Annotated in this window: 28 protein-coding genes; 12 read left to right on the forward strand and 16 right to left on the reverse strand. The window is 57.7% G+C overall.

Annotation, left to right across the window (positions count from 1 at the left end; translation table 11 throughout):
* Window positions 1-6: 6 nt before the first annotated feature.
* Together ACHUE7_RS08945 and ACHUE7_RS08950 are read right to left on the reverse strand one after the other, a co-directional pair.
* Window positions 7-408 (reverse strand): hypothetical protein, encoded by a 402-nt coding sequence (locus ACHUE7_RS08945; protein ID WP_127555032.1) that lies wholly within the window; start codon window positions 406-408, stop codon window positions 7-9.
* Window positions 409-677: 269 nt separating this feature from the next.
* Window positions 678-989: an ArsR/SmtB family transcription factor gene (locus tag ACHUE7_RS08950; RefSeq protein ID WP_127555031.1), complete on the reverse strand. Its 312-nt coding sequence runs from the start codon at window positions 987-989 to the stop codon at window positions 678-680.
* A 172-nt stretch (window positions 990-1,161) separates the two neighbouring features.
* On the opposite strand from ACHUE7_RS08950, the gene ACHUE7_RS08955 reads away from it, so the two are divergent.
* The 5 genes from ACHUE7_RS08955 to ACHUE7_RS08975 all read left to right on the forward strand — a co-directional run bounded on the left by ACHUE7_RS08955 (window position 1,162) and on the right by ACHUE7_RS08975 (window position 7,631).
* Window positions 1,162-1,605, forward strand: a complete 444-nt coding sequence (locus tag ACHUE7_RS08955) for an RDD family protein (protein ID WP_348475622.1) — start codon at window positions 1,162-1,164, stop codon at window positions 1,603-1,605.
* Between the two features lie 163 nt (window positions 1,606-1,768).
* Entirely contained in the window at window positions 1,769-3,244 is a 1,476-nt protein-coding gene (locus ACHUE7_RS08960; protein WP_394169661.1) for a leucyl aminopeptidase, read from the forward strand.
* A 457-nt stretch (window positions 3,245-3,701) separates the two neighbouring features.
* Window positions 3,702-4,130, forward strand: a complete 429-nt coding sequence (locus tag ACHUE7_RS08965) for a DNA polymerase III subunit chi (RefSeq protein ID WP_394169662.1) — start codon at window positions 3,702-3,704, stop codon at window positions 4,128-4,130.
* Complete coding sequence (locus ACHUE7_RS08970) at window positions 4,131-4,673, forward strand: hypothetical protein (RefSeq protein ID WP_394169663.1); 543 nt, start codon at window positions 4,131-4,133, stop codon at window positions 4,671-4,673.
* Window positions 4,674-4,775: 102 nt separating this feature from the next.
* Window positions 4,776-7,631 carry a valine--tRNA ligase gene (locus tag ACHUE7_RS08975; RefSeq protein WP_394169664.1) on the forward strand — a complete coding sequence of 952 codons (2,856 nt, stop codon included), beginning with the start codon at window positions 4,776-4,778 and terminating at the stop codon, window positions 7,629-7,631.
* A gap of 14 nt (window positions 7,632-7,645) precedes the next feature.
* Here the strand turns inward: ACHUE7_RS08975 and ACHUE7_RS08980 are convergent, their stop codons facing one another.
* From ACHUE7_RS08980 to ACHUE7_RS09020, 9 genes are all read right to left on the reverse strand, one after another.
* A complete protein-coding gene (locus tag ACHUE7_RS08980; protein ID WP_394169665.1) occupies window positions 7,646-8,017 on the reverse strand; it encodes a hypothetical protein in 372 nt (123 codons plus the stop codon).
* Entirely contained in the window at window positions 8,017-8,670 is a 654-nt protein-coding gene (gene can, locus ACHUE7_RS08985; RefSeq protein WP_127555024.1) for a carbonate dehydratase, read from the reverse strand. Before can ends, ACHUE7_RS08980 begins: the two co-directional genes overlap by 1 nt.
* Window positions 8,671-8,802: 132 nt before the next feature.
* Window positions 8,803-9,210: a YqaA family protein gene (locus ACHUE7_RS08990; protein ID WP_394169666.1), complete on the reverse strand. Its 408-nt coding sequence runs from the start codon at window positions 9,208-9,210 to the stop codon at window positions 8,803-8,805.
* 5 nt (window positions 9,211-9,215) lie between these two features.
* Complete coding sequence (locus ACHUE7_RS08995; protein ID WP_394169667.1) at window positions 9,216-9,821, reverse strand: flavin reductase family protein; 606 nt, start codon at window positions 9,819-9,821, stop codon at window positions 9,216-9,218.
* 73 nt (window positions 9,822-9,894) lie between these two features.
* Window positions 9,895-10,635, reverse strand: a complete 741-nt coding sequence (locus tag ACHUE7_RS09000; protein WP_394169668.1) for a pyridoxine 5'-phosphate synthase — start codon at window positions 10,633-10,635, stop codon at window positions 9,895-9,897.
* Window positions 10,636-10,692: 57 nt separating this feature from the next.
* Window positions 10,693-11,010, reverse strand: coding sequence for a hypothetical protein (locus ACHUE7_RS09005; protein ID WP_394169669.1), 318 nt, complete (start codon window positions 11,008-11,010; stop codon window positions 10,693-10,695).
* Window positions 11,007-11,420 (reverse strand): YiiD C-terminal domain-containing protein, encoded by a 414-nt coding sequence (locus tag ACHUE7_RS09010; RefSeq protein WP_394169670.1) that lies wholly within the window; start codon window positions 11,418-11,420, stop codon window positions 11,007-11,009. The genes ACHUE7_RS09005 and ACHUE7_RS09010 overlap by 4 nt, the downstream gene beginning before the upstream one ends.
* Window positions 11,417-12,097 carry an HAD family hydrolase gene (locus tag ACHUE7_RS09015; RefSeq protein WP_394169671.1) on the reverse strand — a complete coding sequence of 227 codons (681 nt, stop codon included), beginning with the start codon at window positions 12,095-12,097 and terminating at the stop codon, window positions 11,417-11,419. Before ACHUE7_RS09015 ends, ACHUE7_RS09010 begins: the two co-directional genes overlap by 4 nt.
* Window positions 12,097-13,041 (reverse strand): zinc ABC transporter substrate-binding protein, encoded by a 945-nt coding sequence (locus ACHUE7_RS09020; RefSeq protein WP_394169672.1) that lies wholly within the window; start codon window positions 13,039-13,041, stop codon window positions 12,097-12,099. Before ACHUE7_RS09020 ends, ACHUE7_RS09015 begins: the two co-directional genes overlap by 1 nt.
* A 135-nt stretch (window positions 13,042-13,176) precedes the next feature.
* On the opposite strand from ACHUE7_RS09020, the gene ACHUE7_RS09025 reads away from it, so the two are divergent.
* Both ACHUE7_RS09025 and ACHUE7_RS09030 read left to right on the forward strand, forming a co-directional pair.
* Window positions 13,177-13,929, forward strand: coding sequence for an ATP-binding cassette domain-containing protein (locus tag ACHUE7_RS09025; RefSeq protein WP_394169673.1), 753 nt, complete (start codon window positions 13,177-13,179; stop codon window positions 13,927-13,929).
* Window positions 13,922-14,725, forward strand: coding sequence for a metal ABC transporter permease (locus ACHUE7_RS09030; protein ID WP_394169674.1), 804 nt, complete (start codon window positions 13,922-13,924; stop codon window positions 14,723-14,725). The genes ACHUE7_RS09025 and ACHUE7_RS09030 overlap by 8 nt, the downstream gene beginning before the upstream one ends.
* Window positions 14,726-14,745: 20 nt before the next feature.
* Here the strand turns inward: ACHUE7_RS09030 and ACHUE7_RS09035 are convergent, their stop codons facing one another.
* Window positions 14,746-15,000, reverse strand: a complete 255-nt coding sequence (locus ACHUE7_RS09035) for a DUF4404 family protein (protein WP_127555015.1) — start codon at window positions 14,998-15,000, stop codon at window positions 14,746-14,748.
* A 204-nt stretch (window positions 15,001-15,204) separates the two neighbouring features.
* Between ACHUE7_RS09035 and cueR the strand changes: the two genes are divergently transcribed.
* Window positions 15,205-15,603, forward strand: coding sequence for a Cu(I)-responsive transcriptional regulator (gene cueR, locus ACHUE7_RS09040; RefSeq protein WP_394169675.1), 399 nt, complete (start codon window positions 15,205-15,207; stop codon window positions 15,601-15,603).
* Window positions 15,604-15,681: 78 nt separating this feature from the next.
* Entirely contained in the window at window positions 15,682-16,542 is an 861-nt protein-coding gene (locus ACHUE7_RS09045; protein WP_394169676.1) for a mechanosensitive ion channel family protein, read from the forward strand.
* A 43-nt stretch (window positions 16,543-16,585) separates the two neighbouring features.
* Here the strand turns inward: ACHUE7_RS09045 and ACHUE7_RS09050 are convergent, their stop codons facing one another.
* The 3 genes from ACHUE7_RS09050 to ACHUE7_RS09060 all read right to left on the reverse strand — a co-directional run bounded on the left by ACHUE7_RS09050 (window position 16,586) and on the right by ACHUE7_RS09060 (window position 18,671).
* Window positions 16,586-17,554, reverse strand: a complete 969-nt coding sequence (locus ACHUE7_RS09050; protein WP_394169677.1) for a zinc transporter ZntB — start codon at window positions 17,552-17,554, stop codon at window positions 16,586-16,588.
* A gap of 124 nt (window positions 17,555-17,678) precedes the next feature.
* Window positions 17,679-18,140: a YbjN domain-containing protein gene (locus tag ACHUE7_RS09055; protein WP_394169678.1), complete on the reverse strand. Its 462-nt coding sequence runs from the start codon at window positions 18,138-18,140 to the stop codon at window positions 17,679-17,681.
* A 75-nt stretch (window positions 18,141-18,215) separates the two neighbouring features.
* The gene (locus ACHUE7_RS09060) at window positions 18,216-18,671 is read right to left on the reverse strand and encodes an Lrp/AsnC family transcriptional regulator (protein WP_127555010.1); all 456 of its coding nucleotides are present in this window, start codon (window positions 18,669-18,671) and stop codon (window positions 18,216-18,218) included.
* A gap of 159 nt (window positions 18,672-18,830) precedes the next feature.
* Here ACHUE7_RS09060 and ACHUE7_RS09065 point away from each other — a divergent pair, with 159 nt between their 5' ends.
* The 3 genes from ACHUE7_RS09065 to ACHUE7_RS09075 all read left to right on the forward strand — a co-directional run bounded on the left by ACHUE7_RS09065 (window position 18,831) and on the right by ACHUE7_RS09075 (window position 22,075).
* A complete protein-coding gene (locus ACHUE7_RS09065) occupies window positions 18,831-19,793 on the forward strand; it encodes a DMT family transporter (protein ID WP_394169679.1) in 963 nt (320 codons plus the stop codon).
* A gap of 49 nt (window positions 19,794-19,842) precedes the next feature.
* Window positions 19,843-21,027 carry an amino acid aminotransferase gene (locus ACHUE7_RS09070; RefSeq protein WP_394169680.1) on the forward strand — a complete coding sequence of 395 codons (1,185 nt, stop codon included), beginning with the start codon at window positions 19,843-19,845 and terminating at the stop codon, window positions 21,025-21,027.
* 151 nt (window positions 21,028-21,178) lie between these two features.
* Window positions 21,179-22,075, forward strand: coding sequence for a VanZ family protein (locus ACHUE7_RS09075; protein WP_394169681.1), 897 nt, complete (start codon window positions 21,179-21,181; stop codon window positions 22,073-22,075).
* 6 nt (window positions 22,076-22,081) lie between these two features.
* Here ACHUE7_RS09075 and ACHUE7_RS09080 read toward each other — a convergent pair whose 3' ends face one another.
* Window positions 22,082-22,993, reverse strand: a complete 912-nt coding sequence (locus ACHUE7_RS09080; protein WP_394169682.1) for a LysR family transcriptional regulator — start codon at window positions 22,991-22,993, stop codon at window positions 22,082-22,084.
* Window positions 22,994-23,000: the final 7 nt, after the last annotated feature.

Consider the following 23,000-nt stretch of genomic DNA (forward strand, 5'->3'; position numbering starts at 1 on the left):
CGTCTGTCAGAAATCACTGAACGCCTGATAGGGCCAAACCTGCGCCGGGCGATCTTCCACCCGCTCAATCAGCCCGTACTCGGCTTCCAGGCGCGCCATGATGGTCATCGCCAGTTCGAATTCTGCCTGCTCGCCTATGTCTTCACCGGTTATGGCAAAGCACAGCTTCCGGTTGGACCGCATAAAGCCGCGTGTCGTTATTGCTTCCGTATTGAAGCGCTGAATAAAGCTCTTGATGGGTTCGCTCTGAGTATCAGGCGCCTGACTGAGTGTCAGGTTCCAGACACGCTCCCAGCAACGGGCAGCGAGTCGGATTCGGGGAGGCAACGGCGGCAGCTCACTTGAGCTGTACCGGGGTGCGTGCAGTCTGCTGACATTGGCATCGAGTCTGGGTTTTGCTTCGGTCATGTTCGCCCTGTCTGGTCAGTCGAATGGTACTGTAAAGCGACCGCATACCCTCCTGGGGTAGCCAGCCTGCCTGGTACACCTCGTCTTTCCGTGACTTGCAACGCTGAATAGTGTGGTCTTACCGGTCATCTTCTCCCTGACTAAAAAGTAACCTATACACTTTCACAGCAAAGTCAATTCCCCTGCCCCCAAACTGTGCTTCACAACGCAGTTAAAACGCAGGTTCCGGCCATGCTCGTCAAAATAACGTCGGCTTTCAACCCCGCAGGTTATTCGCAATAGAGCTTGTGCATCAGCCCAATGACCTGTTCTGCCTCGTCGCTGGCGATGCGGTAATAGACCGTTTGTGCCTGTTTGCGCACTTTCACCAGGTTATCGCGGCGCAATCGCGCCAGGTGCTGCGACAACGCCGACTGACTCAGGTCGATGCGCAGATTCAGCTCGGAAACGGATTTTTCACCGTCGAGCAGATTGCACAGAATCAGCAACCGGCATTCATTGCTTAATGCTTTCAGCAGCAGAGAGGCATCGTGTACGTTCTGCTCCATGTCATCAACGACCCGTTGCTTCCCGGTGGCCATTGCATCGCGCTCCTTGGTTAGGTGAACGCAAATGATAAACGACTACCCGCTACTTTCTCTACCGATAACTGTTCTTTTTTGCCCATCGACAGCGCCCGGGCCGCCGGTTGAATCTTGGCAAGCCACACGCATTGCATTACCCTGCCGACCATTCCGATTGACAGGTACCCCCATGACCGACGCTCTACCCCTCCGGCCCGCAGGACTGATCCGCCTGATTGGCAGCCTGATTTACGACTGGCTGGTGCTATTGGGCGTGCTGATGTTGCTCGGCTTTGTGGCTGTCGCGTTCAATAAGTTCCTGACCGGCGCCGATGCCATTGCCCCCGGCAACCCCCTATTCATACTTTGGAACCTATTGATCATCTATTTCTATTTTGCCGGGTTCTGGGTCACCAAAACCCAGACGGTCGGCATGCGCGCCTGGCGCATTCACCTGGCCTCGACCAATAACCGGCCGCTGGGCTGGATGCACGCGACCCTGCGGCTACTGGCAGCCATTCCCGCCTGGGGACTGGCCGGCATGGGCATATTCTGGCGCTACACCAACCAGGACCGAATCGGCTGGCAAGATCAGGCAAGCTGGACTCAGGTCTACTATCGGCCCAAACGCTGACCGATCAGCGTTCGCCGCTGCTGACACCCCGACGGCAAAGAATTTTGCCCGTGCACCGCGCCAGCGCTGCCAACTGGTGGCTCCATTGGCTATGATGGAGCTACGAACCGGGCTGCTACCCGGTCAATTCCAATTGTTCACCGCATATTAGGTTGGAGACATCATGCAATTTACCGTTTCATCCGCCGCACTCGGCGCTACCAGCACAGACGCCCTGGTTATTTTCCATTTTGAAGACACGGACAGCGCAGCCCTGGCCGGCCTGACCGAAACACACCCCAAACTGATTCAGTCGCTGCGCGACGCCAAACTGCTGTCTGCCAAAACCGGACAGGTCACCCCGCTGCTCGGTCACACCGATCTGCCGGCTGGTCAAGTCTTCGTTATCGGCGCTGGCAAACAGGCCGACTTCCGCGAAAACCAGTTCATTAAAGTCATTAAAGCGGCCATCAGCACACTGAAAGGCACCCAGGCAAAAACCGCCAGCATCGCCCTCGACGACATTCAGGTCGCCGGCCGCACCCTGCCCTGGACGGCCCAGAAAGCAACCGAGGTCATTCTGACCGGCCTATACCAGTACGACACCACCAAATCCAAGAAAGCCGATGCCAGCACCCTGACAGCGCTGACGTTCCTAAGTTCGGACGACACCCTGGAAGCACCGGTTCGTACCGGCAAGGCCCTCGCCCACGGCGTCAACGTCGCCCGCGAACTGGGCAATCTGCCCGCCAACATCTGCAACCCCCAATACCTGGCAGAGCAGGCCCAGAACCTGGCTGACGCCTACGATGAAATCAGCGTTGAGATTCTCAGCCAGAAAGAAATGGAAGCACTCGGCATGGGCTCCTTCCTGGCTGTGACCCAGGGCAGTGCCAACCCGCCCTACGTATTGGTGATGAAATACCAGGGCGCGGCTGCCAGTGAGAAGCCCCACGTTCTGGTCGGCAAAGGCCTGACCTTCGACACCGGCGGCATCTCGATCAAGCCGGCCCAGGGCATGGAAGACATGAAGTTCGACATGCTGGGCGCCGCCTCAGTGTTCGGCACCCTGAACACCATTGCCGAACTGAAACCGGCACTCAACGTCATTGGCGTTGTGGCTGCTGCGGAGAACATGTGTTCAGGCACCGCCACCCGCCCGGGCGACGTGGTCAGCAGCATGTCAGGCAAGACCATCGAGATCATTAACACCGACGCCGAAGGCCGTCTGGTGCTGTGTGATGCCCTGACCTACGTTGAGCGGTTCGACCCGGCCAGCGTCGTCGACATCGCTACCCTGACTGGCGCCATCGTCATTGGTCTGGGCCACCACCCCCTGGCGGTTTATGCCAACGACGACAGCCTGCAACAGGAACTGGTCAGCGCCGGCACCACAGCCTGGGACCGCGGCTGGCCTATGCCGTTGTGGGACGATTATCGCGACGAACTCGACAGCCCTTACGCCGATCTGCGTAACATCGGCCAGGGTCGCGCCGGCGGCTCCATCACCGCTGCGGTCTTCCTCTCCCAGTTCACCGAAAAATACAAGTGGGCTCACCTGGACATCGCCGGCGCCGGCTGGACCTCCGCCAAAGAAGGCGCAACCGGCCGCCCGGTAGGCCTGCTAACCCACTATTTGCTCAGCCAGCTGAGCCATTGACCTGGGGCGTTGCTCAACAAGTGGCCCTGGCCCGCGTCGGCCACCGGTGATGCCTCTGCGGGGTCGGCGTGAACCCATCCATGGGGCCTAGACCGCAGCATCCATGCTGCGGACTTCCCCGCAGAGGCATCACCGGCACCCGCCGCTCTGATTGTGCGCAAACCCAGACTCAGGGTTATAACTCAAGTTTCGGAGTTCGCTGAAATGATAAGCGACGACGGCCTGGGGGATCCCTGTGGGGGTGTCCGCAACATGGATGTTGCGGCCTAGGCTCCAGGGAAGGATTTACGCCGACCCCACAGGGGTGCCCCAGGTTGTCGTTGCGAACCACAGCCACCCAAAGTAAACCCGAACTCCGTAACTTGAGTTAACAAGAGGCAGACCAATGCCCGCCTCTCCCTTCCTGCTGCCAGCCGCTTTAGGTACCATGGCGTTTTCGCGCTGATGAACCCGACTCATGACCCAGGTAGATTTCCATATTGTTCCGGTGCTGCAAGCCGCCGACCGCTATGCCTATGCCGCGCGTCTGGTCAATAAAGCGCGCAGCCACAAGCACCGGGTGCTTCTGGCTGTGGACGATGAAGCCATGGCCCGGTCCCTCAGCGAAGTACTTTGGTCAACCCCGGTTGAAAGTTTTCTGGCGCACAGCTTACTCGTAGGCAGTGATGATGATGTGCAGATCGGCTGGCATGCTGAGCCGGGCCAGCATCATGATGTTCTGATCAATCTGGCCGCTGAGATTCCGGAGTACTTTTCCCGGTTCGAGCGCGTTTTTGAAGTGGTCAGCCAGGACCCCGCCGTCCTGAACGCCACCCGGTCGCACTACAAGTTCTATCAGGACCGGGGCTATCCGCTGAAACGGCATGACCTGCGAGATCGGGTATAAATGGATCAGAAGGATTCCAAGCAAAGCCTGCTGCAGGATCTGGAGGACATTCGCCAGAGCCTCGACCGGGTTGCCCGGTCGGAATCGCAGATTCCGTTGCTCGACGAAATCGTCGACAAACGCAGCCCCACGCATGTCAACCCGGACAACCCTTTTCTGTCGAGTCAGTCGCTGTCCGAGCTGATTCGTATCCGCAATGAAGCCGAAGCCCGGGCGGCCGAAGAGCTGGCGTCACTGGCGCCGCTGCGACCGATCACCGAGATCGTTCGCAAGGAGCAAGACACGCCTGCCGCACCGGAACCACCCAAGCCACCTCCGGGGCCCGATCCGGAACAGGTTCTGGCACAACTGGAATCTGTCTTCGATCACTGGATTGAGGAAACCGTGGCGGACTACCTGACGTTATTTGAACGTGACTTGCGCAACCGCCTGCAGCAAGACTTCCGGTCACTGGTCAGCCAGTGGTATGAAGACAACGACTTGCCGCTGCCAGAGTCTTTCAAACGCACCGACAGCGAAGACCCAGCCACACCGGACGATTAGTTTCGCACCTCTGACCATGTATAATGGCAAGCATCAGACTCCGGGGCCAAACCACAATTGCCCCCTTTTTTTCACCGTCAGCCAAGCGAGTTAAGAGCCCTCATGGAGAAGACGTACCAGCCGCAAGCGATTGAAGGCAAGCATTACCAGCGTTGGGAAAGCAACGAATGGTTCAAACCCTCGGGTAAGGGCGACTCCTATTGCATCATGATTCCGCCGCCCAACGTCACCGGGTCGCTGCACATGGGTCACGCCTTTCAGCAAACCATTATGGACGCGCTTACCCGCTACCACCGCATGAAAGGTTGCAACACGCTCTGGCAAACCGGCAGTGATCACGCTGGCATCGCCACCCAGATGGTGGTGGAGCGTGAGCTGGCGCGCGAAGGCAAAACCCGCCACGACCTTGGCCGGGAAACCTTCATCGACCGCGTCTGGCAATGGAAGGAGCAGTCGGGTGGTACCATCAGTTCACAGATGCGCCGGCTGGGTGATTCAGTCGACTGGACACGCGAACGCTTCACCATGGATGAAGGCCTGTCCAACGCCGTGCGCGAAGTGTTCGTGCGCCTGTACGAAGACAACCTGATTTACCGTGGCAAACGCCTGGTTAACTGGGACCCGGTATTTCACACGGCTATTTCCGATCTGGAAGTGGAAAACAAGGAAGAACAGGGCTCACTCTGGCACTTCCGCTATCCACTGGCCGATGGCGCCACCACTGCCGAAGGCAAAGCCTACATTGTCGTGGCCACCACACGCCCGGAAACCATTCTGGGCGATACCGCTGTAGCGGTAAACCCCGACGACGAGCGATATCAGTCCCTGGTCGGAAAATTCGTTGATTTGCCATTGCTTGGCCGTCGCATTCCCATCGTTGCCGATGATTATGTCGATTCGGAATTCGGCAGCGGCTGCGTGAAAATCACACCGGCCCACGACTTCAACGATTACGAAGTCGGTAAGCGCCACGGGGCCACCCTGGTCAATGTACTCGACCAGGACGCCAAGATACTGCACGCCGCCGAAGCCTATACCTACGATGGCAAACCGATCGACGATTTCGATGGCGCCCTGCCTCAGGGGTATGGCGGACTCGACCGGTTCGATGCCCGCAAGAAAATCATTGCCGATTTCGACGCGCTGGGCTTGCTCGACTCGATTAAAGACCACAGTCTGATGGTGCCCCGTGGCGACCGTTCCGATGCGGTGATCGAGCCCTGGCTCACCGATCAGTGGTACGTCAGTGCCAAACCCCTGGCTGAACCGGCCATCAAAGCCGTGGAAAACGGCGATATCCAGTTCGTACCCAAGCAATGGGAAAACACCTACTTCTCCTGGATGCGCGATATTCAGGACTGGTGTATTTCGCGCCAGCTGTGGTGGGGCCACCAAATTCCCGCCTGGTACGATGCGGACGGTAACGTCTACGTTGGTCGCAGCGAAGCCGAGGTGCGCAGCAAGTACAACCTCGACGCCGGTCTCACACTGACGCAGGACGAAGACGTACTGGATACCTGGTTCAGCTCTGCCCTCTGGACGTTTTCCACACTGGGCTGGCCGGAACGCGAGGATCTGGTGAAAACCTTTCACCCGACCGATGTGCTGGTGACCGGTTTCGACATCATCTTTTTCTGGGTAGCCAGAATGATGATGATGACTCTGCACTTCATCAAGAATGACGACGGCACCCCCCAGGTTCCGTTCAAGAAGGTCTACGTTACCGGACTGATTCGCGACGAGAACGGCCAGAAAATGTCGAAATCGAAAGGCAACGTGATTGACCCGATCGACCTGATCGATGGCATTGACGTTGACGATCTGGTCGCCAAACGCACCAGCGGTTTAATGCAGCCGAAACTGGCGGCAAAAATTGAAAAGATGACGCGCAAGAGCTTCCCGGAGGGCATGGCTTCATCCGGTACCGACGCCTTGCGTTTCACCCTGGCGTCACTGGCCAGCCAGGGGCGAGACATCAATTTCGATGTCAAACGCCTCGAAGGGTATCGCAACTTCTGCAACAAAATCTGGAACGCGGCGCGCTACGTGCTGATGAACACCGAAGGCCAGGATTGCGGCCAGAACGGCGGCGAGGTTGAGCTGAGCCTGGCGGACCGCTGGATCAGTTCACGCCTGCAGGGGCTGGAGCAGGATGTCGAGCGTCACTACACGAACTACCGCTTCGACCTAATGAGCCAGGCCTTGTATGAGTTTATCTGGAACGAATACTGCGACTGGTACCTGGAGCTGTCCAAGCCCGTGCTGTGGGATGAAAACGCCTCAGCCGAGGTTCAGCGCGGCACCCGGCGCACGCTGGTCCGCGTTCTGGAAGCCTTGCTGCGTCTGGCTCACCCGATCATGCCGTTCATTACTGAAGAGACCTGGCTGTCGATCCGGGATCTGGCGGCACGAGAAGGCGACACGTTAATGTTGCAACCCTTCCCCAAGGCCGACCCGGACAAAATTGACGCTGCTGCCGAGGCCGATATTGAATGGGTAAAAGGCGTTATTGTTGGCGTGCGTAATATTCGTGGCGAAATGAACATCGCCCCGGGCAAACCCTTGCCAGTGTTATTCCAGAAAGGCAGCGATGAAGACAAACGCCGACTCAGCGAAAACGAGAACTTCCTCAAAACGCTGGCCAAGCTTGAAAGCGTGACCTGGCTGGAAGACGGTGATGAAGCGCCCGTATCAGCGACTCAGTTGGTGGGGCAACTCAAAGTGCTGGTACCCATGGCGGGGCTGATTGATGTCGCGGCCGAGCAGACACGCCTGACCAAGGCGCTGGAGAAAACCCGCAAGGAACTGGCCAAGGTTGAAGGCAAACTGAACAATGAGAATTTTGTCTCCAAAGCCCCGGATGACGTCATCGCCAAAGAACGGGAGAAAGCCGATGGCTACGCTCACAGCGTGCGTGAGCTGGAGCAACAGCTGGAGCAACTGGCGGCGTTGAAATAACGCCCCTTTCCGATTCAGTAACGCCGCTTGCGATTATCCGGTTGCTTGGGGCGTTGCGGAACCGGCTTGGCGGGCTTGGTCAGAACCGCTTTCTTCTTGCCGGAAGGATCGGTTGCATAATCTTTGTTGACCGGTATTTTCTTCTTGGGTTTGTGACGTTTGATCATAGCGTAATGAATCCAACGCACGAACAGTAGAAATACCAGGGCGCCTATCGCGATGCCCCCCAGCCAGAGCCACTGAATATTTTCAGCCGACTCATTCATAAACTGGGCCATGCCCTGAACCCGGTCACTCTGGTTTACACCACCCGACCAGGCCGGCAAAGCAGCGGGCAGTGCAAACGCGACGGCAATGGTCTTATGTAGTGGTTTTACCTGATTCATTATTTCGCCTGTTTCAACAGGGTTTTTATCCGGTTGTGCATGGTCTCACGTAAATCGGCATCTTTCGAGTGAGTGACATCCAGGTCCTTTAGAATGCCGTTATCCAGACCGTAAATCCAGCCATGTAATGACACAGCCTGGCCACGCTCCCAGGCGTTCTGAACAATGGTGGTTTCGGCCAGGTTCAGCACCTGCGCCATCACATTCACTTCACAGAGTCTGTTCAGTTTAGTCATTTCATCGGGCAATGCATCAAAATAGCGGCGGTAGATCTTAAGCACATCCTGAATATGGCGCAGCCAGTTATCGATCAGCCCCAGCCGCTGATTGCTCAGGGCGGCCGCCACCCCGCCACACCCGTAATGCCCGGTGACGATGATGTGTTTGACTTTCAATACATCCACGGCGAACTGAATAACCGAGAGACAATTCAAATCGGTATGTACCACCAGGTTGGCCACATTGCGGTGTACAAAAACCTCACCCGGCATCAACCCCATAATTTCATTGGCGGGCACCCGGCTGTCGGCACAGCCGATCCACAACAGTTCGGGCTTTTGCTGACGCGCCAGTTGCTTGAAAAAATCTGGCTGTTCTGCGGTAATCTGCTCTGCCCATTGTCGATTGCTTTCCAGCAAATGATCCAAGTTCAAACGGTTTCTCCCAGGGTTAAGTCGTTATGCGTCTTCATCCTTGAGAACACGGTCTATAAGATTCGATCGCGTATTAGCCAGAACAACAGAGTAGTCGCTTATTTCCATGACTGCCGTCTGCTACCAGCGGCCTTATGCCAGCCAGAAACCAAGCAGGAAAAAACGCGCCCCTTTACCCAGCGCCAGCCAGAACGCAGACGCAGCCAGTGGCATCCTTAACCATCCGGCCGCTACCGGCAACAAATCGCCCACAACCGGCAGCCAGGCCATGGCCAGCAAGGGTGTCCCCCAGCGTTGCAGGTGTCGCTCGGTCGTATGCGCTGGCTGCCAGCGTGAGGACACGACACCCGCCTGACGCGCCCAGCGGGCCAGTATCAGCATCAGCCAGGCACCCAGTACGTTACCGGCCGTTGCCACGAACCAGTAAGCAATAAACAGGTGGCCCGATTCCCGCACCAGGCCGATAAAGAGCAACTCTGTTCCCAATGGCCACAGCGTGGCAGCCACAAAGGCAACGGCGAACAGCAGCAGAAAAGACACCCTTCTCAGCCAGGCCGTTCAATGTCAAAGGTATCGCGTGTGGTGCTGTAGGTGTTGCCCGCCATACGGCCGACGGCATCCAGTTTGTCGGCCAGAATGCGCCCCTCGTCATAGAGCGGGTCGGCAACCTGCACATGCACAATGTCTCCCAGCACCAGACGACCGGCCATGGGTTCATCACCAAAGCGCTGAATCTCACGCAACCGGCATTCAAAATGGATCAGCGCTTCGGCAATGCGCGGTGGTTGAACGGTCAAAGCCGGGGTGGTCGATAACCCAGCGTAACCGATTTCGCTTTCGCCCCTGGCCAGAGGTGCCGAGGTCTGGTTCATCTTTTCAACGACGGCATGGCTGACAATGTTGAGGGTGAATTCCGGGCAGGTTTCCAGGTTAAGCACCGTGTCTTTTTCACTGCCATCGGGTTTGCGCAAGGGGGCAAAAGCGACAATCGGCGGATTAACGCTGACCAGGGTAAAAAATGAAAACGGTGCCAGGTTCAACACCCCGTGCTCGTTGCGGGTGCACACCCAGGCGATCGGGCGCGGTTGAATCGAGCCTACCATTAACTTGTAGATGGCAGTGGCATCCAGGTCGGCGATGGCCAGTTCCATGGGGGTATCCTGTAACGAAAAAGGTGTCGGCCCGGTTCATCACACGGGCATCGAAAAACCGGCCAGTTTCAGGTCAGCCGGGTAGATTGGTCGAGCAGATGGCAAGATAGTCTTCAATAACCGCAGCCATGCCACGTTCGATGCACTCAACGGTCAGTACATGGCCAATCGATACCTCCAGAATACCCGGAATCGTCAGAAACGTCGGCAGGTTGTTCAGGTCGAGATCGTGACCGGCATTAACACCCAGCCCAAGGCGCCGGGCCAGTTCAGCTGCTTCCCGGTACTGCGCCAGCACGCTGGCGGCCGATTCAGTGCCATGAGCGCTGGCAAAGCCTTCCGTATAGAGCTCAATGCGCTGAGCACTGGACTTGGCCGCGCGTTGTACCTGATCGGTATCGGGGTCAAGAAATACCGAGCTGCGCACGCCAGCGGCCTGTATGCGGCTGAGTACCGTTTCAAGAAACTCAGCGTGCTGGCTGAAATCCCAGCCATGGTCGGACGTCAGCTGGTTCGGTTCATCCGGCACCAGGGTGCACTGATGCGGTTTTACCGTTTCAATCAATGCCAGAAAATCTTCGGTCGGATACCCTTCAATATTCAGTTCCACATCCGGGTAGGCGGCCAGCGCTGCTTTCAAATCGTGCGCATCCTGTGCCGTGGCGTGGCGGGCATCCGGCCGCGGGTGGATGGTAATGCCGTGCACGCCCAGCGCGATAAACTTTTCGGCAAATGCCACCACACTCGGGAAATCACGACCACGGGAATTCCGCAGCAAGGCGATTTTATTTAGGTTAACACTCAGTTGCGTCATTCAGATTCCTGCAGGCTCTTTCGACCGTTTGCCCTAGTGTATCAAAGTTTCCCGGCTTCAAACCGCTTCAGCATCAAACTGCCAGTAAAGCCCACCTGCCCCGGCTTCACTGCTAAAACCAGGCAAGGTTCTATCGAGATAGACAGCACTGGCAAACAGGGCAAAGAGCGCATCGTTTTCAACCAGGTCTTCGTGGGCCAGAAACCCCGGCGGTGGTGGTTTCAAGGCATCGCAATACCGATGCCAGAGCGCATCGAATTGTTCACAGACCTTTGCTGGAAGGTCAAACCACAGCGACCCGTGCTTGAGCATCCACACCCGGTGTACCCGGGGCTGCAAAAACAACTGGGTCAGGGTTACCTGTCTCGGCTTCATGCGTCGGCGGGTAGCAGCACCCGGTAATCGCCGGTCAGCACAGCAACCACATCGCCTTCGGCATCACGGGCCGTCACTTCAACCAGAGCGCGCCAGTGCCCGCTCGGCCTTACATCTGGCAAGGCAGTAAAGTGAGCCTGAACGTCCAGATCGGAGCGAGCGGCCTTCGGGTAGCGTACCTGGCTGTCTTTGATGGCAACCTGTTCAGGCAAGCCGTTTAGGCCTGCCCAACGGGCGGTGTGGTACCAGCCCGCTATCACCAGCGCTGCGTACTGGCTGCCGGCAAACACCGTTCCCTTGTCGTTCCGATTGCCGTGCAAGGGAATCCGGAAACGGGTGCCGTTGTCGTCACTGCCAACCCAGTCAATACCCAGCTTGGCCAACGGCTCAATGAGGTCCAGCTGTATCATCGGGCGACCTCCGCGCCTGCACCATCAAGCCAGCCGGGGAATGCTTCCAGCGAGGTCAGCGTCGCGGCCAGCTGCCCCGCCCACTGAGGGTCAGTCGGCACCAGGTCCGGCACATGCAGTACATTGCAACCGGCGGCCAGCCCCGCCAGCACGCCATTTGGACTGTCTTCAATCACCAGGGCGCTGGCCGGGGTTACTGCCAGTCGGGTGCAACCGGCGAGATAGGGTTCGGGGTGCGGTTTGCCCCGGCTCACCTGGTCGCCGCCAAGCAACGATTCGAAATACCCGAGTAGGCCGACGCGCTCCAGTTTGGCCTCGGCCAGTTCGGTGCGTGTGCTGGTCACCACCATCTGGCGCCGGCCGCTCCGGGCTACGTGCTCAAGTGACTCGATCACCCCGGGTTTTAACACCAGGTCGGTCTTTGCTCTTTCGGTGTAACGGTCGCCGGTCTGATTGATCCAGTAAATGGCGCTGTCAACGGAATCAACGTAGTTCAGAAACCACTCGATCAGACCGGCTTTGTTCAGGCCAATGGTTTCGAGATAACGGTGCTCGGCGTCCGGAACCGGCCCCCCATTGGCCATGACTTCCGTAAACACCGACCGCACCAGTCGTTCTGAATCCAGTAACACTCCGTCCATATCCCAGAGGACGGCCTCGTAATCAGGTACTGCCATCAGGCATCTCCCAGGCAAGCGGCCAAATCGCTGGCTAGTCGCAGCATCATATCAGCATAGAGTCCGGTACCGGGTTCGGATAATTGGCCCAGAGGGTCAATGGTACCCAGTGTTGCTTTGTCGAGATTATCCACCAGCGGCATCAGCCAGCGCTCGCTGTACTGGGGTTCGCGAAACAGACAGACGCGCTCAAGCGGTGCCGCCAAATCACGCAGCCGGGCAATGGTTCTTGGCCCGGGCGGTATGTCCGGGTTCAGCACCAGGGCACCCAGCCCGTTCAGATTCTGGTCGTGCTCAAAATATTGAAAACCATCGTGAAAAAGGATGTAAGGTGTGTCGCGGCTTGTGCTCAACCGGTCATTCAGTTGTTCGCCCAGTGTGTCCAGGCCAACTCGGGCTTGCTCGGCATTGCTCCGATACCGATCACGATTGTCCGGGTCCTGTTCAATCAGCCGGGCTTCCACGAAACCGACAAACCGCTGCGCATTGTCGAGGGACAGCCAAACATGCGGGTCGATGTCTCCGTGGTCGTGGCCGTGGTCATCACCGGTACCCGGCACTGAAAACAGCGTTTCGCGCATCGGCAGCAGCGTCATGCCGGCGTCGAAGTCATGCAGTTCAAAGGCCTGAGCATTTTCTGAAAGCCGCGGTAGCAACCGGGCCAGCGCGGTTTCAAGCTCCGGTCCGATCCAGAACAGCAGGTCGGCCTCGACCACCGCCTTTAACTGGCGCGGCGTCATGGCACTGGAATGGGGTGACTGACTGGCCTCGTACACCAACTCCGGCTCGGCCACGCCCTCCATCACCTGGGCGACCAGGCTGTGCAGCGGTGCGATCGACACCAGCACCCGGGGCGGTTCAGCCAGGGCCCTGGCCGGGCTTGCCATTAACACCAGCACCGCCAGTGGCCAGGCCCGGCGGGCCAGGGATTTCAACATCGACATAGTCAACTCTTGCAATTGGGTTCTGGGAGAATCATCAATAGTTGGTATGATACACTGTAACTTCAAGCCTGTGTTGGCTCAGGCGGTATCGCCAGTCAATCCATCATCGCCCGACGGTCAGGAGACATAGCACCCGTGCCACGCACCCAACCTCTCATTGAAGCCCGACAGCTGGGCGTTCGTCTCGGTGGTGAAACCATTATCCGCAACGTCAATCTCAGCGTCTTCGACGGCCAGATCGTAACGTTGATCGGCCCTAACGGCGCGGGAAAATCAACACTGATCAAAACATTGCTGGGGGTGCACCGGGTCAGTGAAGGCCAGTTGACGCTGGCACCGTCACTGACCATCGGGTATATGCCGCAACGCATCAGCATCGACGATTCACTGCCCTTGTCGGTTTACCGGCTGATGACGCTGACCCATCGCGCTGCACGAACAGCGGTGATTGATGCGCTGCGCCTGACCGATGTCCCGCACCTGATTGACCGGCCTGTCCAGCAACTCAGTGGCGGGGAATTTCAGCGGGTAATGCTGGCGCGTGCGCTGTTAAAACAACCCGATGTACTGGTGCTCGACGAGCCGGTACAGGGAGTCGACTTCAACGGGGAGGTGGAGTTGTACCGGCTGATTCAGCGCATACGCGACGAGCGCGGCTGCGCCATTCTAATGGTCTCGCACGATCTGCACCTGGTGATGGCCGCTACCGACGAGGTCGTTTGTCTAAACGGTCATGTGTGCTGCACCGGCGCACCGGAAACCATCACCCGCCAACCGGAATTTACCCAGTTGTTCGGGCACAAACATGCTGATGCCCTGGCCTTTTACAGCCACCACCACGACCACAACCACAGCCTGGCTGAACAGGGAGGCCACCTTCATGATTGAGATGCTCTGGCCTGCCCTGCTCGCCGGTACCGGCATCGCTCTGCTCGCGGGCCCGCTGGGCAGTTTCATGGTGTGGCGTCGCATGGCCTATTTTGGCGATACCATGGCCCATTCCGGCCTGCTGGGGGTAACCCTGGCCGTGGTACTGAACCTGAACTTGACGGTCGGCATCGCTCTGGTTACCACCGCCCTGGCCTTACTGCTGTTCGGCCTGCAACGCCAACGGCGCCTGCCGTCCGATACCTTGCTGGGCATTCTGTCGCACGGCTCACTGGCGATCGGCATGCTGGTACTGGCGTTTTCCGAATCGGTTCGCATCGACCTGAGTGGCTTGCTGTTCGGGGATCTACTGGCGGTTAACCAGGGCGATGTACTCTGGGTGGCGGCTATTCTTGTCGTGGCGATACCCGTCATGGCAGTGATCTGGCGGCCCCTGCTTGCCATCACCGTGCACGAAGATCTGGCCCGGGCCGAAGGGATTGCCACCGAGCGCATTCGTATTGTCTATTTGATCCTGATTGCTCTGGTCATCGCCGTGGCGATGAAGATTGTCGGCATCCTGCTGATCACCGCCCTGATGATCATTCCGGCCGCCGCCGCTCGCTGGCTGTCCAAAACGCCCGAGCAGATGGCATTGGGCGCCTCTGTGCTGGGTGTCATCTGTGTCTGGGCCGGGCTGGGCGGCTCATGGTTAACCAATGCCCCCAGTGGCCCGGCGATTGTGGTGACGGCGGTGATTGCCTTTGCCGTCTTGCTCGCGGTCAGTCAGGTCAGGCAGCGCATGACCAACCGATGAGCCAAAAACGGCGACTACGATCAAATACCCATACTGGCCAGTGACTCCAGAATGTTTCTGGCCACAGCCGCACTGCGCGGGTGATCGACGCTTAGATCCTCGATCAGCATCTCCATCGATTCCCGCAGAGTGGGCTCTTCCGGGTCCGGTTCATCCGTGTTGTGGATGTGGTACTCAACCTTGGCCAGCAATTCCTGCTGCTGCGGGCTGATTTCGCCTTCATCCATTGTCGCTCGTAACCGCTCAAGCAAGGCTCGCAAATGGTCTTTTGGCATGGTGGGACCCTTGTAGTGATGTAACACATGAATATCCTGGGACCGGCTATTCTGGTCGATACAACCCAGCAACAACCGGCTACCCTAACTATAGCAGAGCCAGACCACCCCCGAAGGTAAAAGCCATCCGGTCCAAGCTTGACATTCCCGGGGCTGGAAGGTCAAAACTGTCTGATGACCCGCGACCAACAGGAGGGTAGCATCATGTTGATTAAAGACGCAGCGCTAGCGTCCGGCTTACCGGCAAAAACGATTCGTTACTACGAGAGCCTGGGTCTGATCGAATCCCGCCGGGCCGGTAATGGGTACCGCCAATACGGCAATCGGGACATCGAACGGATGCAGTTTCTCGCGCGCTCAAGAACGCTGGGGTTCTCGCTGGATGAATGCCGCTCCCTGCTCGATTTGTACGATGACCCAACCCGGGCAAGTGCCTCGGTCAATGCGCTGGCCAGGCAACATCTGGATGAGCTGGATGATAAAATTCGTGAACTGACCGCGATGAAACAAACGCTGATTCATCTGGTTTCACAGTGCCCGGGGGATCAGTCGTCCGACTGCGCCATACTGGAGTCTCTGGCCCATGGGCAGACCAGCGAATAATCTGAAATCCAAGGCTTTGCTTTATTTAGCGTTAGCGATAGGCTAGATGCTGTCCAAAAGCCTAAAGGAAGTCAGTACATGATCGATTGGATCGTCAATTTCTGGGTCGAGAATTCGCCCTTTATACTCAGCGTCGGCTATAACCTCTTGCTGGTAATAGCGGTGTTCATTGTTGCCAGCATCGTCTCCAATGCCGTTAAGAAGTCGATCCGCAACAGCGGCAAACGCATCAAACGGATGGACCCGACTCTGATTCCCCTGTTCGCCGGCATCGCCGGTTATGCGGTCTACATCGTCGCCGTGGTTATTGTGCTGGATATCTTCGGCGTCAATACCAATTCCATCGTCGCCTTGCTGGGTGCTGCCGGCCTGGCCATTGGTCTGGCGTTGAAAGACACCCTAAGCAACATAGCGTCAGGCATCATGATGCTGATTCTGCGGCCCTTCCGGGTTGGAGACTACATCACCTTTAACGGCACCGGCGGTACGGTGGAAGAGATCAGCCTGTTTACAACCATTCTGAAGACGCCGGATGGCCAGTACATCTCAGCCCCCAACTCCAATGTCTGGAGCGCCACCATCCAGAATTCCACCCGCAACGGTACCCGCCGGATGGATGTGGTTGTGGGCGTTGCCTACGACGATGATCTCAATGCCGGTTTCCGGGCACTGCAGCAACTGGTGGATGAAGAATCCCGTTTTCTCAAAGACCCGGCCCCTCAGGTTATGGTGCAGTCTCTGGGCGACAGCTCGGTGAACCTGCAAATTCGCGCCTGGGCGACGGTGGATGATTACTGGACGATCTGGTGGGAAATGCAGAAAAAAGTGAAAATCGCCGTCGAAGCAGCCGGCCTCAGCATTCCGTTTCCGCAGCGGGATGTTCACCACTACAATGTGGAGAACCTGCCAGCGCAAGCCGACAACGCCCCCAAGCCGTAAGGCAAGACGGGCACAAAAAAACCGGGCCCAGCCCGGTTTTTTATTACCAGAATCGTAACCGCCGCAGTATCAGAAACTCGATGACGGCAACCACGCCCAGCCCGATGCAGGTATACCAGAACGCCATGCCATCATCGACGCCAGGCATACCCCCGACGTTAATACCAAACAAACCGGTTAGGAACCCCAGCGGCAAGAAGATACCGGCAATCACTGACAGCCAGTAAGTGTTGCGGTTCATTCGTTCAGCCAGTACTTGCTGCTGCTCATCTCTGACCAGTTGAATCTGTTGCAGCAACATTTCAATGGTTTCCAGCATGCGCAGCGTCACATCACGCTGGTTGGCCAGCAACATAAGATCCCGATCCGACAACCATTCACCGGCCTCGCCCGCCAACCGGTCGAGTGCGCCCATCTGTGGTCGGATAAACCGGTTCAGACGCAACAGTCGCTTGTGAAAATGCGTCAGGTCCGACAAATACTGCTGGGGATTCACACTGCTGTCGCGGCTCTCGAGACCTTCCAGCTCGCGCTCCGAGGCTTCCAGCAATTCACCAATACGATCATTCAGTGCTTCGATAATCGTTACCAGCAAGGCACTGACTGATACCGGCCCCTGCCCTTGCTCGAGCCGTTCACGCACACTGGCAATAGCCTTGAACGGCCGCTTGCGCAGTGTGATCAACCCATCCTTATACCAAAGCATGCGCAGGCTCAGCATGTCGTCAGGTGCAGCACCCGGCGTCAGGTTTACGCCTCGTAAAATAAGCAGAAAGCCGTCCCCCACGGGTTCAAACCGGGGCCGGGTATCTTCGGCCAACAAGGCCTGGCGCAACCCGCGACCAATATCCAGATGCGAAAGCCAGCCCGGCAATCCCGCATCGTCCCGCTGACAATGCACCCAGCGCCGACTTACATCATCAGGCGCACCGGTCTGGGACTGAGGGGGCTGAACATCAAACCGCCAGTGGTCGATTACGAAAGAATGATTTGTTTGGGTGTCATTCGTCATATGGAAATCCTGATTGCCCTCAGAGAATACTCAAGTAATAGTCGGGTTAGCCACACCAGCAAGCGCGGGTTGCCAGACAACAGAGAACAATTCGACGTCAAACTCTATGGAGCAGACTGTTTCGTTAATGCAACGCATCGCCTTTGGCATCAAGGTCCAGTTCGGGCTCATCGAGAAACAGTACGTCCAGCGCCGTAGCGTGTTCAAGCACATTCAGGGTGCTCCCGGTCACTGCGCTGAGAAAGGCGTTGAAATAGGTCGGCGACAGCTCGGCGGCGATCAGGATGCCGCTGATGACGAGACGGGGAATTTCGTCATCATGAAGGTTCAGCGTCACTTTCACCAGTGGGTGTTCAAAATTCACCAGGTTCAGGCTGCCGTGCAAAGGCAATACGGCTGACGGGCGTATGGGCAGCTCGGTGGAGATGATGATCATGCCCTCGTCCAGAAAGACCCGGCTTTCCAGAACGCCCAGCTGTTCTTCCAGATCCGTCAGATGAATGCCTTCGCAATTCGGGCACAGGTAATGCCGGACCGACAGGTCCTTTAACCAGTTTTCCAGATGATCTCGTGTGAAATCGGACATGCAATGGTCGCCTATCGGGGTCATTCAAAAACGGAGGGGCATTGTACGGCCATTTTGCCCCGGTCTCCACCGGGTTCACAGCAACGGCAAAGGCCCCTGTTGCTTGACGGCCCGAATCGCAAAGCTGCTGTCGATGGTATTGACCGCCGGGACTTTCTGCAGGCGCCGCACCCATTGCTCGTAACCCGGCAAATCGGCCGTGACGACCTGCAACAGGTAATCGAATGCTCCGGACACCGTGTGGCAATCGATCACTTCGGGCATGTCCCGCAGGGTGTCCTCAAAGGCTTCGACCAAGCTGTCCTGGTGTTGGTTGAGCCGTACGTGAACAAAGATGGTGATGCCCAGGTTGAGGCGCTGCCGGTCGAGATGTGCGCGATAACCGCTGATGTAGCCTTCGTCTTCCAGCCGGCGCAGCCGCCTGGCACAGGGGGATGCCGACAGCCCTACCCGCTCCGCCAGTTCCGCCGTGGTCAGACGGGCATTGCGTTGCACCGCATCCAGTAACCGCCGATCGATCCGGTCAAGCATACTCACCCTCCTTTAGCACTAATCGTCATTAATGCGAGAAACCATAGCACAGCCAGCTAATTTTGGTGAAGCGCTTGCTAAGATTCACCCAAAACCACCAGAGCGTTTGAGTCACACTATGCCCCTCCATTCGATTGCAAAGCCTGCGGAGTGACGCGCATGACACACCAACTTCACAGCACAGCCACGGCCTCCCTGCCTCGCCGGGGCCTGACCGATGTGCTGCCACAACTATCCACCCCTGGCTTGCGTCTGGCCGGTTATGCGGCAGCGCTGGCGACTGTGCTTATCTGGTCCTGCTATTTTCTGTCGCTTCGCTATGGTGCCCTGTCTGCGCTCGGCACCTTCGAGCTGACGCTGTTTCGCTTCACTGTGCCGGGGCTGATTCTGCTGCCCTGGTTCATCCGCCGGCGCCACTCTATTCTGGCCGTACACCCTGTGTGGCTGGCTGGCATTCTGGTTGGCGCCGGGTTGCCCTTTTTCCTGCTCAGTGCCCTCGCCATGGGACTGGCACCGGTGGTTCAGGGCAGCACACTGATTCCCGGTACGGCGCCTCTGTTTGTGACCGCACTCGCTGTGGCTATTTTTCGGCAGCCGTTAACCCTGGCACGCTTTGCTGGTCTGGGCAGTGTTGTCATGGGCATTCTGCTTATGCTGGCAGCGACGGGTCTGGATATGAGTGGCGCCGTATTTCAGGGGCAAATGATGTTTCTGGTGTGCAGTCTGTGTTGGGCGCTGTTTACACTCAGTGTCCGCCAGAGTGGACTGGCCCCGCTGGAAACCGCCGCAGTGTTAACCGTACCCAGTGGCGCCTTGCTGTTACTCTGGGGGCTCGTCAGCGGAACCGGCATAGACCTCGGCACCGTACCGCCCCGAGAGTGGCTGCTGCAACTGGCCGTTCAGGGGCTTGCCGTGGGCCTGGGAGCGGGCTTTCTATATGGCTACGCGATTCGCGCCCTCGGGGCTGAAATCACCTCAGCCATCGGCTCTCTGACCCCGGTTTGCGCGACGGTACTGGCGGCGGTCTTTTTGCACGAAAGCGTCGAACTGATCACGCTGTTGGGGTTATCCTTGGTGACCCTGGGCGTAATCGCTGCCAGCGGGCTGATCCGGTCACGGTAACAGCCCGGTCCGAACCTGCCACCTTGTCTTATTTATGCGGAGTGATCGAATGTTTGAACGTCTCAATGCCCCGAAACAAGATCCGATTCTGGGGTTAACCCTCGCCATTATGGCCGATCAGCGCAGCGACAAGATGGACCTGGGCATTGGGGTTTATCGGAACGCCGAGGGTGCCACCCCAATCATGGCCGCAGTTCGACAAGCTCAACGTGAACAGGCCGAAAACCAGACCACCAAGAGTTACATTGGTCTGGCCGGCAATGAAACCTTCAATTCTGCGTTGATCGACTTGCTGCTCGCTGGCACGGCCGCCCACAGCCGGGCTGCTGGTATTCAGACGCCGGGGGCCAGTGGCGCGCTGCGCATGCTGGCGGAACTGATCAAAAGCGCCCGGCCCGACGCCACCGTCTGGATCAGCAACCCCAGCTACGTGAACCATCGCCCCGTCATGGAAGCCGCGGGCCTGAAAGTCGCCGACTACACCTACTTCGACGTTGCCACCAAGCAAGTCGACGAAGCCGCCATGCTCGAACAGATAGCAACCCTGGGCGAACAGGATGTTCTTCTGTTACACGGTTGCTGCCATAACCCGACCGGGGCTGATATTTCCCTGCAAGCCTGGGAGCGCATCGCTGAGCTTGCCGAACAGCAAGGCTTTCTGCCCTTTGTCGACATCGCCTACCAGGGCTTTGGCGATGGGCTGATGGAGGACGCCGCTGGCTTGCGGCTGCTGGCCGACCGGCTACCCGAACTGATCATCGCCACCTCTTGCTCCAAGAATTTTGGCCTCTATCGCGAACGCACCGGCGCGGCCATCGTCGTGGGTCATACCCTCGAAGAGAGCCTGAAAGCCAAGGGTCGCATTCTGGAAGTAGCCCGGGGCAGCTATACCATGCCACCCGATCACGGTGCAGCGCTGGTCGCTGCCATTCTGGGGCGGGACGACCTGAAAACACTGTGGATGGATGAGCTGACGGTGATGAACCAGCGCATTAATCATCTTCGTGCCGAACTGGTGCGCCAGTTCCGTGATAGGAGCGAGAGTGATCGTTTCGATTATTTTGGCGAGCACCGGGGCATGTTCTCGGTCACCGGGCTTGGCAATGAACAAATCGATGCCCTGCGTGTTGATCATGGTATTTATATGGTCGGTGGCGGCCGGATGAACGTCGCCGGTCTGGCTGAACGTGATATTCCGCGCCTGGTCGACTGCTTTCTGGCGGTCGGCGCCTGAGGTAAACCCCCGTGTGCGGTGTACATCAACGCCGCACACGGGCATAGTCTGCACCAGTTTCCCTTCTGCCGATGGCATTACTCTGCCACAGGACAAGGACGCTCCCAATCCGCAGCATCAACACTTGGCGCCTATGACTCCCACTCCGCTTTTGACACTCCTGAAACGCTGGTTTCTACCCGCCATCCTCGTGGCATGCATTCCCTTTTTCTTCTACAGCGCTGGCCTTGGGTTGGACTCGGAACTTGAACGCTCCCTGCTCAATTTTGGGCACATTGTGTTTTTCGCCCTGGCAATTTTTGCACTGCGCAACAATCTCGACATGCGCACCTGGCCGCACTGGCTGGCGATCAGCATTGCTGTGTTTCTGGTCAGCATTATCGTGGAGTACATTCAACACAATACCGGTCGCACCCGCAGCTGGGAGGATGTCGAGCGCAATCTGATCGGTGCCTGGCTGGCCATGTTCTGGCTGAACCCACCCAGCGCTCAGGTCTGGACTGGCCGGCTGATTGCCACCGGCTTGTTTGTCAGCCAACTGGTTATGGTCAGTCAGGCCAGCATGACCGAGTACCGGTTGCTCAATACGCTTCCGGTCTTGTCCGACTTCGAGAACGACTATGAAATTGACTGGTGGCAAGGCGATGTTGCCCGTACAGAAACACGTGCCTGGCATGGACACCAGAGCATGGTGATCCGCCTGACCACCCAAACGTACTCAGGCGCCCGGATGACACGCATGCCGAATGACTGGAGCGGCTACAGCAGCCTTAATTTTGCTGTTTACAACCCAAGCCTGCTGCCCATGCCCCTGACGCTGCGCATTAACGATATGGCCCATGAGCGATCCCTGTTGTATCAGGATCGCTTCAATAGCACCTTTATTATCGAATATGGCTGGAACCTGATTGAATTCTCACTGGAGGACGTGCGCAACGCGCCGTCTGGCCGTGACATGGACATGAGCAACATCAGTCACCTCGAGCTATTCGCCTTCGAGCTCGACCGCCCCCGGGAAATCACCGTTGATTATCTGAGACTGAAATAGCTACCCTTACCGGGCTTCACTGGAAATCAGTGCCCGCCGGTCTTGCCAGAACGCCTGGCAAACCTGAATAAAATCCCGTGTGACCGGGCTTAGCTCCCGGTCGGACCGGTAAAACACCCCGACCTGGCGCTCAATGCTGGCAAAGTCAAACTCCAACAAGGGCCGGAAGTGCTGGATCTGCGGGAGCTGTCGTGTCACTTCGGTACTGATGTACCCCACCGCCAGACCCTGATCGATCAAATTCAGGCGTACATTCAAACTGCTGATTTGCCAGATCATCTGAAACCGGTCGCGCAGTTTTTCCTGATAAGGCCGCTGGTCGGGTTCATCGAGTGACGAAACCACCAGAGGAATACGCCTCAAGTCGGCCAGCGCCAGGGCGCCGCTGTGTATTGGTTTGGTGGGGTTGACCATCAACAGGCGTTTTTCCCGGTACAGGGGTACACGTTCAAACCGGTCCATTCGGGTTTGAAAGGGCCCCAGCCCCAATTCAACTTCCCCGCTGATCACCGACTGCACAATGGTCCGCGAGGGCTGCTCGATAATGCGCAATCGTGCCTCGGGCCATCGCCGGTTAAACACCGAAATCAGCTCGGCGCCGGCAAAGCGATTGTTGGTGCTGTCGATGGCAACGGTCAGCCGCTGGTCCAGCCCGCGGGACAGTCGGTTCAGATCGCTGAACACCTGCTGCTCCTGCTGACGCTGGTCATCGGCATACCGGTACAGTCGCCGGCCGGCTGGGGTTAACCGGACCGGTCGCTCACGAATCAGCAAAGGCACCCCCAACTTGGTCTCCAGCTGCTTAACCGACTGGCTGACCGCCGACTGAGTCAGGTGCAAATCAGCAGCGGCCGAGCGAAAACCACCGGTTCTTGCCACGCTCAAAAAGATACGCAGTTCACTGTTTTCGAAGCGCATGATTAGC

The sequence above is a fragment of the Saccharospirillum alexandrii genome, from assembly GCF_043641555.1.
Classification (GTDB): domain Bacteria; phylum Pseudomonadota; class Gammaproteobacteria; order Pseudomonadales; family Natronospirillaceae; genus Saccharospirillum; species Saccharospirillum alexandrii_A.

Coding starts and splice junctions, on each gene's coding strand:
- ACHUE7_RS08950 (WP_127555031.1), bottom strand. CDS start 989: ATGGCCACCGGGAAGCAACGGGTCGTTGATGACATGGAGCAGAACGTA.
- ACHUE7_RS09045 (WP_394169676.1), top strand. CDS start 15,682: ATGATCGATTGGATCGTCAATTTCTGGGTCGAGAATTCGCCCTTTATA.
- ACHUE7_RS08995 (WP_394169667.1), bottom strand. CDS start 9,821: ATGGAACTGGCCATCGCCGACCTGGATGCCACTGCCATCTACAAGTTA.
- ACHUE7_RS09070 (WP_394169680.1), top strand. CDS start 19,843: ATGTTTGAACGTCTCAATGCCCCGAAACAAGATCCGATTCTGGGGTTA.
- ACHUE7_RS09015 (WP_394169671.1), bottom strand. CDS start 12,097: ATGGCAGTACCTGATTACGAGGCCGTCCTCTGGGATATGGACGGAGTG.
- ACHUE7_RS08960 (WP_394169661.1), top strand. CDS start 1,769: ATGCAATTTACCGTTTCATCCGCCGCACTCGGCGCTACCAGCACAGAC.
- ACHUE7_RS09030 (WP_394169674.1), top strand. CDS start 13,922: ATGATTGAGATGCTCTGGCCTGCCCTGCTCGCCGGTACCGGCATCGCT.
- ACHUE7_RS09005 (WP_394169669.1), bottom strand. CDS start 11,010: ATGAAGCCGAGACAGGTAACCCTGACCCAGTTGTTTTTGCAGCCCCGG.
- ACHUE7_RS09020 (WP_394169672.1), bottom strand. CDS start 13,041: ATGTCGATGTTGAAATCCCTGGCCCGCCGGGCCTGGCCACTGGCGGTG.
- ACHUE7_RS09010 (WP_394169670.1), bottom strand. CDS start 11,420: ATGATACAGCTGGACCTCATTGAGCCGTTGGCCAAGCTGGGTATTGAC.
- ACHUE7_RS08970 (WP_394169663.1), top strand. CDS start 4,131: ATGGATCAGAAGGATTCCAAGCAAAGCCTGCTGCAGGATCTGGAGGAC.
- cueR (WP_394169675.1), top strand. CDS start 15,205: ATGTTGATTAAAGACGCAGCGCTAGCGTCCGGCTTACCGGCAAAAACG.
- ACHUE7_RS09055 (WP_394169678.1), bottom strand. CDS start 18,140: ATGTCCGATTTCACACGAGATCATCTGGAAAACTGGTTAAAGGACCTG.
- ACHUE7_RS09080 (WP_394169682.1), bottom strand. CDS start 22,993: ATGCGCTTCGAAAACAGTGAACTGCGTATCTTTTTGAGCGTGGCAAGA.
- ACHUE7_RS09000 (WP_394169668.1), bottom strand. CDS start 10,635: ATGACGCAACTGAGTGTTAACCTAAATAAAATCGCCTTGCTGCGGAAT.
- ACHUE7_RS08955 (WP_348475622.1), top strand. CDS start 1,162: ATGACCGACGCTCTACCCCTCCGGCCCGCAGGACTGATCCGCCTGATT.
- ACHUE7_RS08980 (WP_394169665.1), bottom strand. CDS start 8,017: ATGAATCAGGTAAAACCACTACATAAGACCATTGCCGTCGCGTTTGCA.
- ACHUE7_RS09050 (WP_394169677.1), bottom strand. CDS start 17,554: ATGACGAATGACACCCAAACAAATCATTCTTTCGTAATCGACCACTGG.
- ACHUE7_RS08975 (WP_394169664.1), top strand. CDS start 4,776: ATGGAGAAGACGTACCAGCCGCAAGCGATTGAAGGCAAGCATTACCAG.
- ACHUE7_RS09065 (WP_394169679.1), top strand. CDS start 18,831: ATGACACACCAACTTCACAGCACAGCCACGGCCTCCCTGCCTCGCCGG.
- ACHUE7_RS08945 (WP_127555032.1), bottom strand. CDS start 408: ATGACCGAAGCAAAACCCAGACTCGATGCCAATGTCAGCAGACTGCAC.
- ACHUE7_RS09035 (WP_127555015.1), bottom strand. CDS start 15,000: ATGCCAAAAGACCATTTGCGAGCCTTGCTTGAGCGGTTACGAGCGACA.
- ACHUE7_RS09060 (WP_127555010.1), bottom strand. CDS start 18,671: ATGCTTGACCGGATCGATCGGCGGTTACTGGATGCGGTGCAACGCAAT.
- ACHUE7_RS08965 (WP_394169662.1), top strand. CDS start 3,702: ATGACCCAGGTAGATTTCCATATTGTTCCGGTGCTGCAAGCCGCCGAC.